A 17,279-nucleotide genomic window follows, 5' to 3' on the forward strand; every position below is an offset into this window, starting at 1 on the left:
CTTCGCGAGTAACAAGGCTCGTGTTGCCCATCGTGCGGAGCTGATTCCACTCATCCGACAGGCCACAGTATTCAAGACCACCGCAGAATGGGTAACGGCGTTGGAGCGAGCGGGCGTGCCTTGCGGGCCTATCAATGATGTTGCCGAAGTGTTTGCTGACCCGCAGGTTCTGTCGCGCGGCCTGCAAGTTGAGTTGCCTCACTCATTGGGTGGTACGGTGCCTCAGGTTGCAAGTCCGATTCGCCTGTCCGCCACCCCCGTTGAATACCGCTATGCGCCGCCGTTGCTGGGGGAGCATACGTTGGAAGTGCTTGCCGGCGTGTTGGGATTGTCCAGTTCCGAAGTGAATGCTCTACGTGAGGCTGGCGTCCTTTAACAGGAGGCTGTCCGGGAGCCTATATAAACAGAAGGAAATTGCTGATTCTCCTGAAGTTTTACCTTTTTCACAAAAAGTTCAAATTAGGTGTTGACGCTCCTCTGGATCTGTCTATAATTCGCCCCACTTCCGGCGCAGACGAAACGGAAAACTCCTTGGTAATCAAAGGGTTGGACGAAGTAAGCAGCGAGGAATGCTTCGGTTCAGATGCTTGAATCGACAGCGGTGAAAAAGGCAGTTGACAGCAGGTTGTAACGCTGTAGAATTCGCCTCCCGCTGACGTGAGACGCCAAGTCGAACGAAGCGCAAGTGGTTGAAGTTGATAAGGAAACTTTGAAAACTTCTTAAAATAACCGCTTGACAGATACAAGAGACGCTGTAGAATGCGCGCCTCGGTTGAGACGAAAGATCTTAACCACCCGCTCTTTAACAACTGAATCAAGCAATTCGTGTGGGTGCTTGTGCTGTAAGACTGAAGTCGCAAGATTATCAGCATCGCAAGTTACTCCACGAGAAATCATGGTTTAACCAACGATTGCTGAGCCAAGTTTATAAGGTTTTCTCAAAACCTAATTGCAGTATTGAACTGAAGAGTTTGATCATGGCTCAGATTGAACGCTGGCGGCAGGCCTAACACATGCAAGTCGAGCGGATGAAGGGAGCTTGCTCCCTGATTCAGCGGCGGACGGGTGAGTAATGCCTAGGAATCTGCCTGGTAGTGGGGGACAACGTCTCGAAAGGGACGCTAATACCGCATACGTCCTACGGGAGAAAGCAGGGGACCTTCGGGCCTTGCGCTATCAGATGAGCCTAGGTCGGATTAGCTAGTTGGTGAGGTAATGGCTCACCAAGGCGACGATCCGTAACTGGTCTGAGAGGATGATCAGTCACACTGGAACTGAGACACGGTCCAGACTCCTACGGGAGGCAGCAGTGGGGAATATTGGACAATGGGCGAAAGCCTGATCCAGCCATGCCGCGTGTGTGAAGAAGGTCTTCGGATTGTAAAGCACTTTAAGTTGGGAGGAAGGGCAGCTAATTAATACTTCGCTGTTTTGACGTTACCGACAGAATAAGCACCGGCTAACTCTGTGCCAGCAGCCGCGGTAATACAGAGGGTGCAAGCGTTAATCGGAATTACTGGGCGTAAAGCGCGCGTAGGGTGGTTTGTTAAGTTGAATGTGAAATCCCCGGGCTCAACCTGGGAACTGCATCCAAAACTGGCAAGCTAGAGTAGGGCAGAGGGTGGTGGAATTTCCTGTGTAGCGGTGAAATGCGTAGATATAGGAAGGGAACACCAGTGGCGAAGGCGACCACCTGGGCTCATACTGACACTGAGGTGCGAAAGCGTGGGGAGCAAACAGGATTAGATACCCTGGTAGTCCACGCCGTAAACGATGTCAACTAGCCGTTGGGAAGCCTTGAGCTTTTAGTGGGCGCAGCTAACGCATTAAGTTGACCGCCTGGGGAGTACGGCCGCAAGGTTAAAACTCAAATGAATTGACGGGGGGCCCGCACAAGCGGTGGAGCATTGTGGTTTAATTCGAAGCAACGCGAAGAACCTTACCAGGCCTTGACATCCAATGAACTTTCCAGAGATGGATTGGTGCCTTCGGGAACATTGAGACAGGTGCTGCATGGCTGTCGTCAGCTCGTGTCGTGAGATGTTGGGTTAAGTCCCGTAACGAGCGCAACCCTTGTCCTTAGTTACCAGCACGTTAAGGTGGGCACTCTAAGGAGACTGCCGGGTGACAAACCGGAGGAAGGTGGGGATGACGTCAAGTCATCATGGCCCTTACGGCCTGGGCTACACACGTGCTACAATGGTCGGTACAAGAGGGTTGCCAAGCCGCGAGGTGGAGCTAATCCCAGAAAACCGATCGTAGTCCGGATCGCAGTCTGCAACTCGACTGCGTGAAGTCGGAATCGCTAGTAATCGCGAATCAGAATGTCGCGGTGAATACGTTCCCGGGCCTTGTACACACCGCCCGTCACACCCATGGGAGTGGGTTGCACCAGAAGTAGCTAGTCTAACCTTCGGGAGGACGGTTACCACGGTGTGATTCATGACTGGGGTGAAGTCGTAACAAGGTAGCCGTAGGGGAACCTGCGGCTGGATCACCTCCTTAATCGAAGACTCAGCTTCTTCGCAAGTTCCCACACGAATTGCTTGATTCATTGAAGAAGACGATAGAAGCAGCTTTAAGCTCCAAGCTGATAGCTCACGCTAACAGTTACAAGCTCGAAATTGGGTCTGTAGCTCAGTTGGTTAGAGCGCACCCCTGATAAGGGTGGAGGTCGGCAGTTCGAATCTGCCCAGACCCCACCAATTTTGTTATGGGGCCATAGCTCAGCTGGGAGAGCGCCTGCCTTGCACGCAGGAGGTCAACGGTTCGATCCCGTTTGGCTCCACCATAACTGCTTCTGACTGCTGAAAGCTTAGAAATGAGCGCTCCATCCGATGGATGATGGAGTGTTTGATTTCTAGTCTTTTGATTAGATCGTTCTTTAAAAATTTGGGTATGTGATTGAAATATAGACTGGGGCACCTCTTTCCACTGGTGCGTGTCCAGGCTAAGGTAAAGTTTGTGAAATGCAAACTTTCGGCGAATGTCGTCTTCACAGTATAACCAGATTGCTTGGGGTTATATGGTCAAGTGAAGAAGCGCATACGGTGGATGCCTTGGCAGTCAGAGGCGATGAAAGACGTGGTAGCCTGCGAAAAGCTTCGGGGAGTCGGCAAACAGACTGTGATCCGGAGATGTCTGAATGGGGGAACCCAGCTGTCATAAGACAGTTACCTTACACTGAATACATAGGTGTATGGAGCGAACCAGGGGAACTGAAACATCTAAGTACCCTGAGGAAAAGAAATCAACCGAGATTCCCTTAGTAGTGGCGACGCGAACGGGGACCAGCCCTTAAGTTGATTTGAGATTAGCGGAACGCTCTGGAAAGTGCGGCCATAGTGGGTGATAGCCCTGTACGCGAAAATCTCTTGTCAATGAAATCGAGTAGGACGGGGCACGAGAAACCTTGTCTGAACATGGGGGGACCATCCTCCAAGGCTAAATACTACTGACTGACCGATAGTGAACCAGTACCGTGAGGGAAAGGCGAAAAGAACCGCGGAGAGCGGAGTGAAATAGATCCTGAAACCGTATGCGTACAAGCAGTGGGAGCCCACTTTGTTGGGTGACTGCGTACCTTTTGTATAATGGGTCAGCGACTTATTTTCAGTGGCGAGCTTAACCGAATAGGGGAGGCGTAGCGAAAGCGAGTCTTAATAGGGCGTCTAGTCGCTGGGAATAGACCCGAAACCGGGCGATCTATCCATGGGCAGGTTGAAGGTTAGGTAACACTGACTGGAGGACCGAACCGACTACCGTTGAAAAGTTAGCGGATGACCTGTGGATCGGAGTGAAAGGCTAATCAAGCTCGGAGATAGCTGGTTCTCCTCGAAAGCTATTTAGGTAGCGCCTCATGTATCACTGTAGGGGGTAGAGCACTGTTTCGGCTAGGGGGTCATCCCGACTTACCAAACCGATGCAAACTCCGAATACCTACAAGTGCCGAGCATGGGAGACACACGGCGGGTGCTAACGTCCGTCGTGAAAAGGGAAACAACCCAGACCGTCAGCTAAGGTCCCAAAGTCATGGTTAAGTGGGAAACGATGTGGGAAGGCTTAGACAGCTAGGAGGTTGGCTTAGAAGCAGCCACCCTTTAAAGAAAGCGTAATAGCTCACTAGTCGAGTCGGCCTGCGCGGAAGATGTAACGGGGCTCAAACCATGCACCGAAGCTACGGGTATCACGCAAGTGATGCGGTAGAGGAGCGTTCTGTAAGCCTGTGAAGGTGAGTTGAGAAGCTTGCTGGAGGTATCAGAAGTGCGAATGCTGACATGAGTAACGACAATGGGTGTGAAAAACACCCACGCCGAAAGACCAAGGTTTCCTGCGCAACGTTAATCGACGCAGGGTTAGTCGGTCCCTAAGGCGAGGCTGAAAAGCGTAGTCGATGGAAAACAGGTTAATATTCCTGTACTTCTGGTTATTGCGATGGAGGGACGGAGAAGGCTAGGCCAGCCTGGCGTTGGTTGTCCAGGTTTAAGGTGGTAGGCTGAAATCTTAGGTAAATCCGGGGTTTCAAGGCCGAGAGCTGATGACGAGTGTTCTTTTAGAACACGAAGTGGTTGATGCCATGCTTCCAAGAAAAGCTTCTAAGCTTCAGGTAACCAGGAACCGTACCCCAAACCGACACAGGTGGTTGGGTAGAGAATACCAAGGCGCTTGAGAGAACTCGGGTGAAGGAACTAGGCAAAATGGCACCGTAACTTCGGGAGAAGGTGCGCCGGTGAGGGTGAAGGACTTGCTCCGTAAGCTCATGCCGGTCGAAGATACCAGGCCGCTGCGACTGTTTATTAAAAACACAGCACTCTGCAAACACGAAAGTGGACGTATAGGGTGTGACGCCTGCCCGGTGCCGGAAGGTTAATTGATGGGGTTAGCTAACGCGAAGCTCTTGATCGAAGCCCCGGTAAACGGCGGCCGTAACTATAACGGTCCTAAGGTAGCGAAATTCCTTGTCGGGTAAGTTCCGACCTGCACGAATGGCGTAACGATGGCGGCGCTGTCTCCACCCGAGACTCAGTGAAATTGAAATCGCTGTGAAGATGCAGTGTATCCGCGGCTAGACGGAAAGACCCCGTGAACCTTTACTATAGCTTTGCACTGGACTTTGAATTTGCTTGTGTAGGATAGGTGGGAGGCTTTGAAGCGTGGACGCCAGTCTGCGTGGAGCCAACCTTGAAATACCACCCTGGCAACTTTGAGGTTCTAACTCAGGTCCGTTATCCGGATCGAGGACAGTGTATGGTGGGTAGTTTGACTGGGGCGGTCTCCTCCTAAAGAGTAACGGAGGAGTACGAAGGTGCGCTCAGACCGGTCGGAAATCGGTCGTAGAGTATAAAGGCAAAAGCGCGCTTGACTGCGAGACAGACACGTCGAGCAGGTACGAAAGTAGGTCTTAGTGATCCGGTGGTTCTGTATGGAAGGGCCATCGCTCAACGGATAAAAGGTACTCCGGGGATAACAGGCTGATACCGCCCAAGAGTTCATATCGACGGCGGTGTTTGGCACCTCGATGTCGGCTCATCACATCCTGGGGCTGAAGCCGGTCCCAAGGGTATGGCTGTTCGCCATTTAAAGTGGTACGCGAGCTGGGTTTAGAACGTCGTGAGACAGTTCGGTCCCTATCTGCCGTGGACGTTTGAGATTTGAGAGGGGCTGCTCCTAGTACGAGAGGACCGGAGTGGACGAACCTCTGGTGTTCCGGTTGTCACGCCAGTGGCATTGCCGGGTAGCTATGTTCGGAAAAGATAACCGCTGAAAGCATCTAAGCGGGAAACTTGCCTCAAGATGAGATCTCACTGGAACCTTGAGTTCCCTGAAGGGCCGTCGAAGACTACGACGTTGATAGGTTGGGTGTGTAAGCGCTGTGAGGCGTTGAGCTAACCAATACTAATTGCCCGTGAGGCTTGACCATATAACACCCAAGCAATCTGCAGACAGACAGCAGATTGCGGTGTGTGAAGACGCATGAAGACGAAAGTTTGCGACCACACAGACAGACACCTGATCACATACCCGATTTGCCGAAGCGTTCGAGAGGACGAGTCGGTACCCGAATTTCTTGACGACCATAGAGCGTTGGAACCACCTGATCCCATCCCGAACTCAGCAGTGAAACGATGCATCGCCGATGGTAGTGTGGGGTTTCCCCATGTGAGAGTAGGTCATCGTCAAGATTAAATTCCAGAACCCCATCTGCTTACGCAGATGGGGTTTTGTTTTAAGTGAAGGTCATACATTTTCGCTGGTGCGTTACTGATGTTCGTAACGAGTCGGCAACAGAATTTCTTGACGACCATAGAGTGCTGGAACCACCTGATCCCATCCCGAACTCAGCAGTGAAACGGTGCATCGCCGATGGTAGTGTGGGGTTTCCCCATGTGAGAGTAGGTCATCGTCAAGATCAAATTCCAAAACCCCATCTGCTCACGCAGATGGGGTTTTGTCGTTTAGCCTAACCACAGATGTGTAAATGGCCGGCATTCACACCCTCATGCGTGCTGTCGAAATAGCGATGCTACGTTGGCCATTGCATCATCGGCAAAACCCTGCAAGAAGCTCTTGAACTCGTCAGCGCTCATCGGGCTCCCATTAGCCGGTTCAGCCATGATGGTCCAGGTTGCGTTACAACCTCCGCGGTCTTGAGGCTCGACTGCCATTGATGCCCAAAGCTTGCCGATCCCCAGACTGTTGTGGAGAGTCGTCCAAGTCATCGTCATGTTGTGATCATTGCGTGAGTTAAGTTGCTCCACAACGACGTGGCCACCTTCCTTGAATTTCTTGTAACGTACCGAGCCTGGGCCATTACCTACCACCTCAATGCTGGCGAGTGCAGGAATGAATTGGGCAAAGCCTCCGAAGTCGCCTACAACCTGCCATACGTCACTCGCGGGTGCGTCGACCGATACTGTTGATATGACCCGTTCACCTACTGGATTGGTGATCAACGTGTCAGGGCTGAGCTGGTTGGTCTTACTGATAGCATTCATGGTGTTCTCCGTAGTTTAAGGGGTTCTTGCATCAGGTTTCAGGCACAAGCACATCAAATGAAGTCGATTTCCTTCAGGTACTCGCAGCCCTTACGCAGCAGCGCTGGTGTTTTGAGTGGGTAGGACTCACCCATCCGCTGAATGCCTGCCAGGGCGTTTTGGTGCGCAATCATCGAGATATCGCCGATGTCCTCCTCAAACCCGTCGAGATAGAAGCCCAGTACGCCAAATAAGGCGTTATCACTGTCCACCCTGCTCAACTGGGCTTGCCATTCGCTGACACTCACCGTCTCGAAACACCTACCAGCGTCTCGAAATGCGCTGACGTAGTTGCTCCAGCTCAACGGCTCGGGATTGTGGAGGTTGAAAACGGCGTGCGCCGGTTGGTAGCGACTGGCATGAAATCCTATGAAGCGGGCGAGAAAATCCACCGGCATCAGGTCGAAGTTCATGGCAAAGCCCGGGACCTGACCCAGCTGGATCGACCCTTTTAGCATTAGCATCAGGCGGTTTTTGTGTGGCTGGCAGACGCCGGTGGAGCTGTTGAATGCGATGTTGCCGGGGCGATAGATATTCACCCACGCGCCCCGCTCACAGGCTTGCTGCAGGATGCTCTCGGCGACCCACTTGGAGAGGTTGTAACCATTCTTGATGTAGATCGGCGGAGTCTTGGCGGCTGGTGCTTCCAGGACGCTACCGTCTATCCCGACGGCGCTGCAGGCAGAGAGCGTCGAGACGAAATTGAAGATTTTTTTGCTACGCCCTTCGCACAAGTTCAGGCATTCAAAAATCGGCGCCACATTGTCTTTGGCGAGAGTCTCGTAGTCCTGAACGTGATTGACGTTGGCAGCGTTATGTATCAATGCACCAAAGTCTTTATCCAGGCGCTCATAGACCTGACTGGTCAACCCCAGTTGTGGCTGAGTGATGTCGGCGGCGTAGACGCGAACCCGCGCCAAATCCAGATGCTCAAGTCGGTTTTCATGTAGCGCCTGGACGAAGCGATCCTGTGCCGTGAATCCGCCTCCTTCACGCACCAGGCACGCCACCTCAGTTGCCCCCCAATTCAACAAAGCTTCCACGATGTGCACACCAAGGAAACCGTTAGCGCCAGTGACGATGACTTTATGCACATCGCCCAGTCGGTCAACAGGCAGCGCTGGGAGTTCGAGCGTCACGGCAGCATCGTTGAACGCCTGAGCGCTGACGCTCCATGAGGCTGTACCTTCGCTGTCCAGCAACGAAGCCAGATTGGTTAAGGTCGGGGCCTCGATGAAACGGTTGATGGGAACGGTGCGGCCGAACCGCTCTCGAATCCCGAGGAGCATCTGCGACAACAGAATGGAGTGGCCACCCAGATTGAAGAAGCTCTCGTCTGTAGAGATATCACCAGGGGCAAGCTCCAGCAGGTTCGCCCAAAGCTCAAGAAGTAAACGCTCATTCTCTGTTTCAGGCAGACGCCGATGAGCGGGTTCCAATAACGTCACGGGCAATTGCAGAAGGGCCTTGCGATCGACCTTCCCGTTGCTTGCAAACGGCATGCTGCTCAGCTCCATGTACGCCGTTGGCCGCATGTAATCGGGCAACCTGGCGTCAACGTGAGCCTTGAGCAGTCGCCGCGCAGTGTCAGGCTCCGCCTCCTGCGGCTGAGCAGCAAAGGCCAGGATGCGCCGCTGCTCATCGATCACCACTGCGACTTGGCGGTAGAGCTGACTGTCGCGGAGGCAGTGCTCGATCTCCTCAGGCTCAACCCTGAAACCGCGGATCTTGACTTGATTATCCAGTCGCCCGGAGAGCTCGATGCCCTCCGTTGTCCATTTGCCGATATCGCCAGTTCGATAAGCGCGCGTGCTCTTGCCATCTCCAAGCGCGACATGCGCGTAACGCTCGTCCGTAAGCGAAGAGTTGTTGACATAACCCAGACATACCCCAGGCCCGACGATGTATATTTCTCCGGGCATCTGGTCCGCAACAGGCTGCATATTTTCGTCGAGGATCAACACCTCACTGTTAGCGATAGGGCGACCCAGACAACGATTGCTCCCGCCGGGTTGAAACTGGCCAGCGGTTATCAACACCGTTGCTTCAGTAGGGCCGTACAGATTATGGAAGTGACATTGCGCTGCCAGGCGGTCAATGACAAAAGGCTCGCAGACGTCGCCCCCGGTACATAGGTGTTTGAGCCTTATTGGCCTATCCATTGGCAGGATGCTTAACAAGGCCGGCGGCAGAAACGCATGGCTGAGGTTCTCTCCCAGCAGTTCGGACAGCAGGAGCGGATCGCGACGCTGGTCCTCATTCGCCACCACCAGCTCGGCTCCGCTGAGCAGCGTGGGAAATATATCGATGACCGACGAGTCAAAGCTCAGCGTCGAGAACTGCAGCACCCGACTGTGCTCAGAGAGCTCGACGTAATGCGCGTACCAGGCGGTGAAGTGGCTGAGGTTACGTTGGCTGAGCATCACTCCCTTTGGGTGCCCTGTTGTGCCCGAGGTATAAAGCGCCATGCAGGCCGTATTGATGTCTGGACAATGAAGCATCAATGACTGGCTGGTCGGCTCGATGACAATACTGCTGATGTCCAGCCCCGGCAGCACAACACCGGCAAGCGGATGACTGCCATCGTGCAGTAGCAATGTGGCCCCTGCGTTTTCAAGGATGTACTGCTGACGTTGCAACGGTTGGCTGGGATCCAGCGGCAGATACACCGCGCCACTGCCGAGAATGGCGAGGATGCCGGCGAAAAGAGCAGCAGATTTCGGCATGCAGATACCGATGACTACCGGCTTACCCGCTGCGAGCTGAATCAGGGTTGGAAATTGCAGCTGGATAGCGACGCTGTGGGTGCGCAGTGCGTCATAGCTGATGCCTTTGCCGTCGATATTCAGCGCAGTGCGATCGGCGAACCTCACAAAGCTATGGTCCAGCCGAGCGATCAGTGGCTGCTCTGCAATGCTCAACAGACCCGGTGCAGTCGTGAAGTTGAAGCAATGCTCAAAGGCAAGTCGATCCAGTCGCAGCAGACTTTCCTCGTGCTCGCTGCCTGATGCGCCGACGTGTTGGGCTTGTGTCAAATCCTCGGAATCACGAGAGAGCTGGCTGACCAGCATCGCAACCGCGTCCACCAGCGTTGCAACTGCAGCATCACGCAAAACGCGGCCATTGCCGGAGTGCACAGCGGCAACGGCCCTGCGCGCGACCAAGCGTCGTGTGGTGGCCGGCCCGAACCAACACAGGACCTCCAGCTGCGGCAGCACCAGGTCGCCCTCCGATGTGAGTCCCAAGCGCAGGCCGAGATGAGCTGATAGCCCATAAGCGCCTGCCGGGGCGAGGCTCAGGTCCAGCGTGCCGTCCTCAATAAGAAGCATCGCGCCTTTCAAGACACTTCGCTTGACGGCCTCCGCATCCCGCAGCGTATGAATCAGATGCCCATGGGTCTCCAGCTCGGTTCCCACTTCACTGATTGCCTGGCTATGACCAACAAGCACAATCTCCAGGCGTTTCATTGAAGACCTCCTGCCGGCAGATATTCGGCAAGAGCTTCTTGTACGCAGAGGCTGTTTAGCATCGAGCTGTTGGTGAAGAAGCGCATGACGTTGCCCACCAGCGGATGGTGGCGATTGATCGGGAAGCACATCGCATGCGTTTCAGCCCTCAGCGATTGCTTAACGGACTCGTCAACCGGCAGGCTGTCGATCAAGACAAAGTCAAAGGACTTCTGGATGTCGTTGGTAAGGTACTGAGCGATGAACACCGGCAGAATCTGCGCGATCAGTTGCTGGTCGCTAGCCGCCGCTGTGTGCCAGTAGATCTTCACCAAACGCGCCCAAAACCCCGAATGCCGGCCCTCGTCAAGCAAGTGGTCCGCCATAAGCCCCTTGATGGACTGCTTTACTGTGTCGTCTCGCGCGAAGGCCGCGACGTCGTTGGTGACGGTATTCTCGGCGATCGCCACGCAGATGAGCTCGACGGCGCTGCGCAGATGATCGGGTGCCAGCGCCAAAGCTGCGGGAATAGCCCGGCTAAGCTCAATCTCCTGAGGTAATTGAATCGGCTGGATACCGGTCAGTGCGATGGTTTGCTGCATGAAGTCCATCGCGACCAGCGCGTGGTAATCCTCATCGACGACCACCGTCATGGCGTCATAGCGGCAGGCGAAGGGGAAACGGATCGCAAAATTGTCTTTGGCGATGCTTCGCGCGGTTTTATCGACGATTTCAGTTTCGAAAATCACGACGTCGTTGATGAACTTGTACAGGCTCTGCACCAGAGCGAAATCGCGTAAATGAGCACATTCGCGGGTGAAGGTCTCGCTAAGCACCAGCGGCTGGCGGCTGAGCGGATAAATCAGTTTTTCGTCGTTTTCGACCATGCGGCGCGGGCGGGTACGGATCGTCGCCCGGCCTTCCCAGGCATCGACGAAGGACAGATAGTCTTCGGCTTTCATGATTGCGTCCTTGTGTGAAGATTGATTCGGCTAAAGAGGCAGAGCCAGTTCATGCACTGACTTCCCGCGCAGGCTCGCGCATGGTCAGTCGCAGGGCGTCCCACAGCGCTATGCGGCTTTCCACTGCTGCAATGGCGGCGGCGTAGACTTCGCGTTGATGTTGTTCGTTGCCAGCAACCAATCTGGTCAGCAAAGACTCTGCAGCGGGACCGTGGTCTTCTGAGTCCACTTCGATGTGGCGCTCAAGGTAGTAGCGAAAGGTTGGGGCCTTGTCGGCAGTGATGCCCCAGTCATCGAGAATCCGCTGAAACATCTGAGGGATAACGCTTTCTCGACCGTGCAGAAACGCAGCGGCCACGCAATGCGCCGGCGCGTTGAGTGCGACATCTAGGGTGTCACGGACGAAGTGAGCGGCCGCTCTGCTTGCTCCAGCGCTGTCGAGCGCTGTCTGGTAGTGGATGCCGTCGCGCTGCAACTCAACGAAGCGCTCGATGCGCGCCGTGCTTGCGCCGATCTCCCGCATGGCGTCCAGGTACAGTTCGAAGTGGCTGTAGTGCCCACGGTCCTGTCCCGGCCGATCATCTGATTCCTCACCCAACACGATTTCATTGATCAGCCGTGCAGCCTTCGGGTCCCGTGGCGGTAGCCAGGGGAGCCTGATGCACGTAAGTTCCTGTTGTAAACGCTTGGTCAGTGACATGAAGTCCCAGACGGCAAACACATGCACTTCCATAAATCGCTGAAGTGCGCGCAATGAATCGATTTCGCAGAAAACAGGGTGTGCGCTGAGTTCTTCTTTTTTGGCCGCTAATTGCAATTCGAGAGTCGTCATTTAACTTCCTTGATTAGGTTCATGCGTCGCAGACACGTCTTCGTCATTACGAGAACTTACGGGTGAATATCCAGTTACACAGCCCGGCAATAACCCGCCCATTAATGAATGGCAGCGAAGTGCTGTGACGCTCATTGATTAAGCATTTGAGTGTGCAGGTCCGAACAGCATGTCGGGATATCACATGCTGGTGCCGGTAAGCATTTGCGGTGCATTTGCCCAATAAGTGATACCGGCCAGAAAACGTTAGAACAGTTTCAAATGGTTTCGCAAATACTTTTTAAACTATTTTAAGTTTGGATAAACTGCGCGCAAGCGAAGACGATAAAACTTGTCATTAAAGTTTTATTAGTTCGAGCGCAACCCTTCCAGCTAATTGGAGCCAGAATTGAAGTTAATGAACGAGTGCCTCGTCCAGCGTTGCGCTTTAACGGGCTAATACAGTTTTAGGGGTTTTGGGGTGAGCGACATTAAGTCGCTGACTCAATGTCTCCGCTCAGGGCATTGCTCCTTTTAACGCTCCATGAGAACCGCCTTCCTGGAATCAGCTGCAGACCGATTCGTCGTTCGAGTTTGCCTGAACGCGGCGCGTCAACGCGTCAGCGACTGTGAAGATTCACCATAGGCGCATCAGTGGCGACCCGGAGGGCGCGCGGGCGGGCTTTTAGTCTTAGAAGGGGAATAAACAGGAGGAATGGCGCAAGGCGATGCAGGCGCAGGGGCGGCGCTGTTGTCAGCTGCCCAGCAGGCCGAGGTGGGTATTGATGATATGCAGCAAGCGGTCGCGCTGCGACCTGAGAAAATCGTGGGTACCGCGCACCTCAATCAGTTCGAATTCCCGGCGCGTGAACTCTCGCCATCTCATCATGCTGGCGGCAGTGGCAACCGGATCATCGCTGCCGTAGAGGCCGGTCAGTGGGATGTCCAGACCTTCGTCTGCGCAGTGTGACCAGATTTCGGAAAGCTTCACATCGCTACGCACGACAGGCTCCAGCTGTTTCAGCCGTTGTTTGTCCTGCAAGAAAGTGTTCGGGAGCACACTCAGCCTGATCAGCGCTTGAATAAAATCATCCTGCGGCAGCGTGTGAAGGTAGGGCCAGGGCTGTTGGCTGTCAGGGCTTCGGCAGCCGGAGATGAAGAGGTGACGCGTCAGGCTCGGATAATGGTGCTGGGCAAGCCTGGCCATTTCGTACGCAACTCTTCCGCCAAAGCTGTGGCCGTAAAACGCATGGGGTTCGGTAAGGAAAGGCTTTAACGCGAGGAAGGTGTCATGCAGCAGGGGCGCCCACTGATCGTAGGGCGTTTCCTTGAGCCGGCTGCCGTGCCCTGGCAGGCGCAGGGTAACCAATTCAATGTGATCGGCGAGGCTTTCCGCCCAGTCGCGAAAATGCTCCGGATCGCCTCCTACGTGAGGAAAGCAGATCAGGCGAGTTCTGACCGGTTGCCCAGAGTTGACCACCATCAGCCATTTGTTTTTTTCAGCGTGCACTCAGCTTCCCCGTGCCTTGTTCAAGGCGTCATAACCGTGGAGCCGGGTCCTTCGGCGCATACGCCGTGATGAACGGCGTGGATTGATCCCTTGTGCTTTACGAGCGGTGCCCCAGGGGCAGCAAGTAAGGTTAAAGACAGTCATGACCCCTCAGTGAGCGAGGGCGCGTTTCTTTAATCCAGGTGCCGGTTTTGCGTCTTCTGCCTTGCGAGCGGTCAGGTAAGCGTTGATGGCTTCAACACCGCGATTCAAGTGATGAGCCAGCGCCTCTATCGTCGCTTCCACATTGCCGGCGGCAGCCATCTCCAGCAGCTCAAGATGGTCATTCTGGGACACCTTGCCCAGATTCATGTGCTCAAGGTTGAAACGCAAAAAGCGCTCTTCCTCATTCAAACCGTCCTCGACCAGCTTGAGCAGGCGCGTGTTATGCGCCTTTGAATACAGCGTCATGTGGAAAAGGCGGTTGAGCGTGCCCATAACGGTGTAATCAGTCTCAACCTCGAGCTTTTCGATGTAGCCGCGCGCGGTGTTGATGTCGTCGGGCGTTAGCAGCGGGATCGACTGGCGTAAGGCTTCGGACTCCAACAGGATGCGTAGCGCATAGGCGTCTGTAGCGTCCTCGTTGATCAACGGAGCGACGACCGCGCCTTTATGGGTTTCGACGCGCAACAGTGACTGCGCTTCCAGTTGCCGCAGCGCTTCGCGAACGGGCATGCGGCTGACACCGAAAAGCGTCGCCAGCTCTTGTTGACGCAGGGCAATGCCCGCCGGAAGACGACCATCAAGAATGGCGCTGCGCAGTTTTTCTTCGATGATTGCGCGCGCCTGGTGCGCAGGCGGCTGCTCATCACCCAGCGTTTCCCGCAGAAATTGCTCTTTCTCAGTCCTGCGCATGCTTGATCTTCTCAGGCCGACCAGTTATTGGATCCAATGAAACACTAGAGACCGCCACCAAGCTTGTCAAACTTTGATACAAGTTGGCGGAGTCGCTCCGGGGCGGCATTCTACAAGGGATTGGCCGCTCGGGTGGTGCCATCAATCGGGCGAGTCTTTAAGCGGCGCCAGCGCATATTGACCTTGATACAAGGTGGATTCAGGGCTGGCACCGCGACAGGACGGCCTCAGATATAGCGGCCAGTCACAAAATGCTGCACATCGTTGAAGCCTGGCGTGGATGCATGTCCCGGGGTCACGAGCGAGTCAACGAACGCCTCGTCTTCCGCGGTAATGCTTACGCTGAGCGCTTTGGTGTAGCTGTCCCATTGCTCCTCGGTGCGAGGGCCGACAATCGCTGACGTCACTGCCTGGTTATTCAGCACCCATGCGATTGCGAATTCCACCAGGCCGACGCCTTTGGCCTGGGTGTACGCCTGTAATTTCTGGGCGATGTGCAACGACTCACTGCGCCACTCGGTTTCAAGGATGCGTTTGTCCTGACGCCCGGCGCGGGTGCTGCTGTCCGGTGTCACATCGGGGGCATACTTGCCGCTGAGCACGCCGCGGGCCAGCGGGCTGTAGGGGACGACACCCAAGCCGTAGAACTTCGCAGCAGTGATCTGCTCCAGCTCGGCCTGGCGATTGACGATGTTGTACAGCGGCTGACTGATCACCGGCTTGTCCACACCCAGACGCTGAGCGACGCTGACCACCTCAGCGATACGCCACCCGCGGAAATTGGAGACGCCCCAATAGCGGATCTTGCCCTCGCGTATCAAGTCGCCGATGGCAGACACGGTCACTTCAAGCGGCGTGTTGTGATCTTCTTTATGCAGGTAATGGATATCGATGTAGTCGGTGTCGAGCCGACGCAGGCTGGATTCGATCTCGTTGAAAATGTGCTTGCGGTTGAGTCCGCTGGAATTTGGGGCAGTGTTGCCCGAGCTGCTGCCGACTTTGGTGGCGAGGACCCATTCGCTGCGGCGCTTGGCGATGGCTTCGCCCACGATCTCTTCCGACCGTCCGGCGTTATAGACGTTGGCAGTGTCGATGAAGTTGACGCCTTCATCCCAGGCCTTGTCGATGATGCGCAGGGATTCTTCAGTGCTCGTCTGTACGCCGAACATCATCGAGCCCAGTGTCAGGGTTGATACCTGGAGGCCGGATTGGCCAAGGGTGCGGTATTTCATTACTCGATATCCTTTTCGTCGGAGAAGTGGAAATCAGGACAGTCTGCGACAGCCTTGCAAGGGGGCTCATAAAGACCGTTCAGACCGGCGGCTCTAGGCCGGACATACTCACCTGTTTGGGCGGGGTTTGAAAAGTGACAAATCAACTGAGCTGCGGGCGAGGCCGATTACGGTCAAAGGGCGACATCAGCGTGGCTGAGCCTGGCGTGGCGCCCCGCCAGAAAGCACAGAGTGCCGCCGACCGCCGTGAGGCACGCGAGGACATAGAACATCGTCGGCGCGGGGCTGTTGATCAGTAGATACCCGCAGATTACCGGGCTCAATGCACCGCCGAATGCCGCCAGGTTCTGCGCACCCAGATAGCTGCCACGCAAGCGCTCGGGCGCAATGGTGTCGACGAACAGGTATTCGGCGGGATAGATGATCATCTCGCCCAGCGTGAAGACGAACATTGCAGCACACCAGGCCAAGGTTGTTGTGGCGAAGCCGAAGCCGATCAGCCCGATCGCGAACAATGCCGTTCCCAGGCAGATCCAGTACGGGAGCTGCTCGCGCTTGAGGAATCGACCGATCTGATATTGCATCAGGATCACGGTCACTGCGTTACAGGCCAGCACCGCAGAAAGGATTCTCAGCGCCTGTTCAGGGGTATGCGTTACCAAAAGAAATTGGGACAGGTACAACGTATACCGCCCGTGCACGACGGTGCTGAGCAAGCTGCCACCCGTGAACAGAATCAGCGTGCGATCGTTCTTCAGCGTGACCAGCGTGTCGAAGAAGCTGCGCGGAACGTGGTGCGGATCGGCAGCAGTGCGCGGAATGCCGACCATCAGAAACAGACTACAGAACGCAATGGCGCTGGCGATGAAAAAAGGCGCCACCGGCAGGTGCCCGGCAATCACCACGCCCAGCATCGGCCCCGTTGCGTAGCCAATGTTGGTCAGGGTGTAGCGCAGCGAAAACACCTTTGCACGCTGCCCGACAGGCAGGTTCTCGCTGATGATGGCTTTGGAGCCGATCAGAAAGAGCGCCGAAGCGGTTTCGGTGATCACCAGCGTCAGGGTCGTCAGGTAAACATTGTGAGCAAACGTCAGCAGCGAAAATCCGACAGCGCTTGAGAGCATCGCCAGGATCAGCAGCTTGCGCTTCTCCAGCCGGTCGATGATGTAGCCGCCGTACAACCCCAGCAGTGTGGCGATGAAGACCGCGATGCCCATCAACAACCCGACGTCTTGCTGGTTGAGCTCCAGCCGGCTGCTCAAAAACAGCGTCAGCAACGGACTGGTCATTGCCCGGCTCATGACGATGGTCAGCGAGCAGATCATCAGGCGACGGATCACGAGGGAATAAGTGGTCACTCTGGGGTTCCTTTATGTCAGCGCTTCTCTGC

9 protein-coding genes, 2 tRNA genes and 4 rRNA genes are annotated in these 17,279 nt (G+C 55.1%); 7 read left to right on the forward strand and 8 right to left on the reverse strand.

The window, feature by feature from the left end; translation table 11 throughout:
* The 7 genes from LT42_RS22785 to rrf (LT42_RS22815) all read left to right on the forward strand — a co-directional run.
* A partial coding sequence (locus tag LT42_RS22785; protein WP_037018619.1) for a CoA transferase occupies positions 1 to 376 on the forward strand: 376 nt, incomplete at its 5' end.
* A gap of 583 nt (positions 377 to 959) precedes the next feature.
* Positions 960 to 2,505 (forward strand): 16S ribosomal RNA (locus LT42_RS22790).
* A gap of 121 nt (positions 2,506 to 2,626) precedes the next feature.
* Positions 2,627 to 2,701: transfer RNA gene (locus LT42_RS22795), tRNA-Ile, on the forward strand.
* A 14-nt stretch (positions 2,702 to 2,715) separates the two neighbouring features.
* Positions 2,716 to 2,791, forward strand: a tRNA-Ala gene (locus tag LT42_RS22800).
* Positions 2,792 to 3,027: 236 nt separating this feature from the next.
* Positions 3,028 to 5,920 (forward strand): 23S ribosomal RNA (locus tag LT42_RS22805).
* Positions 5,921 to 6,066: 146 nt separating this feature from the next.
* Positions 6,067 to 6,182: ribosomal RNA gene (gene rrf / locus LT42_RS22810) — 5S ribosomal RNA — on the forward strand.
* A gap of 111 nt (positions 6,183 to 6,293) precedes the next feature.
* Positions 6,294 to 6,409, forward strand: a 5S ribosomal RNA gene (gene rrf / locus LT42_RS22815).
* Together the 16S, 23S and 5S rRNA genes with 2 tRNA genes alongside form the textbook arrangement of a ribosomal RNA operon.
* Before the next feature lie 88 nt (positions 6,410 to 6,497).
* Here rrf (LT42_RS22815) and LT42_RS22820 read toward each other — a convergent pair.
* The 8 genes from LT42_RS22820 to LT42_RS22855 form a co-directional block, all read right to left on the reverse strand.
* Positions 6,498 to 6,995, reverse strand: a complete 498-nt coding sequence (locus tag LT42_RS22820; RefSeq protein WP_037018621.1) for an SRPBCC family protein — start codon at positions 6,993 to 6,995, stop codon at positions 6,498 to 6,500.
* A 53-nt stretch (positions 6,996 to 7,048) separates the two neighbouring features.
* Positions 7,049 to 10,501 carry a non-ribosomal peptide synthetase gene (locus LT42_RS22825; protein WP_037018623.1) on the reverse strand — a complete coding sequence of 1,151 codons (3,453 nt, stop codon included), beginning with the start codon at positions 10,499 to 10,501 and terminating at the stop codon, positions 7,049 to 7,051.
* Positions 10,498 to 11,442 carry a diiron oxygenase gene (locus LT42_RS22830; RefSeq protein ID WP_037018625.1) on the reverse strand — a complete coding sequence of 315 codons (945 nt, stop codon included), beginning with the start codon at positions 11,440 to 11,442 and terminating at the stop codon, positions 10,498 to 10,500. Before LT42_RS22830 ends, LT42_RS22825 begins: the two co-directional genes overlap by 4 nt.
* Before the next feature lie 49 nt (positions 11,443 to 11,491).
* Positions 11,492 to 12,274: a DUF3050 domain-containing protein gene (locus LT42_RS22835; RefSeq protein ID WP_037018627.1), complete on the reverse strand. Its 783-nt coding sequence runs from the start codon at positions 12,272 to 12,274 to the stop codon at positions 11,492 to 11,494.
* Between the two features lie 733 nt (positions 12,275 to 13,007).
* The gene (locus LT42_RS22840) at positions 13,008 to 13,763 is read right to left on the reverse strand and encodes a thioesterase II family protein (protein WP_037018631.1); all 756 of its coding nucleotides are present in this window, start codon (positions 13,761 to 13,763) and stop codon (positions 13,008 to 13,010) included.
* A 150-nt stretch (positions 13,764 to 13,913) separates the two neighbouring features.
* Entirely contained in the window at positions 13,914 to 14,657 is a 744-nt protein-coding gene (locus tag LT42_RS22845; RefSeq protein WP_037018634.1) for a GntR family transcriptional regulator, read from the reverse strand.
* A 227-nt stretch (positions 14,658 to 14,884) separates the two neighbouring features.
* Positions 14,885 to 15,889, reverse strand: a complete 1,005-nt coding sequence (locus LT42_RS22850) for an aldo/keto reductase (protein ID WP_037018636.1) — start codon at positions 15,887 to 15,889, stop codon at positions 14,885 to 14,887.
* A gap of 173 nt (positions 15,890 to 16,062) precedes the next feature.
* Positions 16,063 to 17,247 (reverse strand): MFS transporter, encoded by a 1,185-nt coding sequence (locus LT42_RS22855; RefSeq protein WP_037018639.1) that lies wholly within the window; start codon positions 17,245 to 17,247, stop codon positions 16,063 to 16,065.
* Positions 17,248 to 17,279 lie beyond the last annotated feature (32 nt).

The sequence above is a fragment of the Pseudomonas lutea genome, assembly GCF_000759445.1.
Lineage (GTDB): Bacteria > Pseudomonadota > Gammaproteobacteria > Pseudomonadales > Pseudomonadaceae > Aquipseudomonas > Aquipseudomonas lutea.

Bases quoted from the DNA above. Each gene is read 5' to 3' on its own strand.
- LT42_RS22820 (WP_037018621.1), bottom strand. From the start codon at position 6,995: ATGAATGCTATCAGTAAGACCAACCAGCTCAGCCCTGACACGTTGATC.
- LT42_RS22825 (WP_037018623.1), bottom strand. From the start codon at position 10,501: ATGAAACGCCTGGAGATTGTGCTTGTTGGTCATAGCCAGGCAATCAGT.
- LT42_RS22830 (WP_037018625.1), bottom strand. From the start codon at position 11,442: ATGAAAGCCGAAGACTATCTGTCCTTCGTCGATGCCTGGGAAGGCCGG.
- LT42_RS22835 (WP_037018627.1), bottom strand. From the start codon at position 12,274: ATGACGACTCTCGAATTGCAATTAGCGGCCAAAAAAGAAGAACTCAGC.
- LT42_RS22845 (WP_037018634.1), bottom strand. From the start codon at position 14,657: ATGCGCAGGACTGAGAAAGAGCAATTTCTGCGGGAAACGCTGGGTGAT.
- LT42_RS22850 (WP_037018636.1), bottom strand. From the start codon at position 15,889: ATGAAATACCGCACCCTTGGCCAATCCGGCCTCCAGGTATCAACCCTG.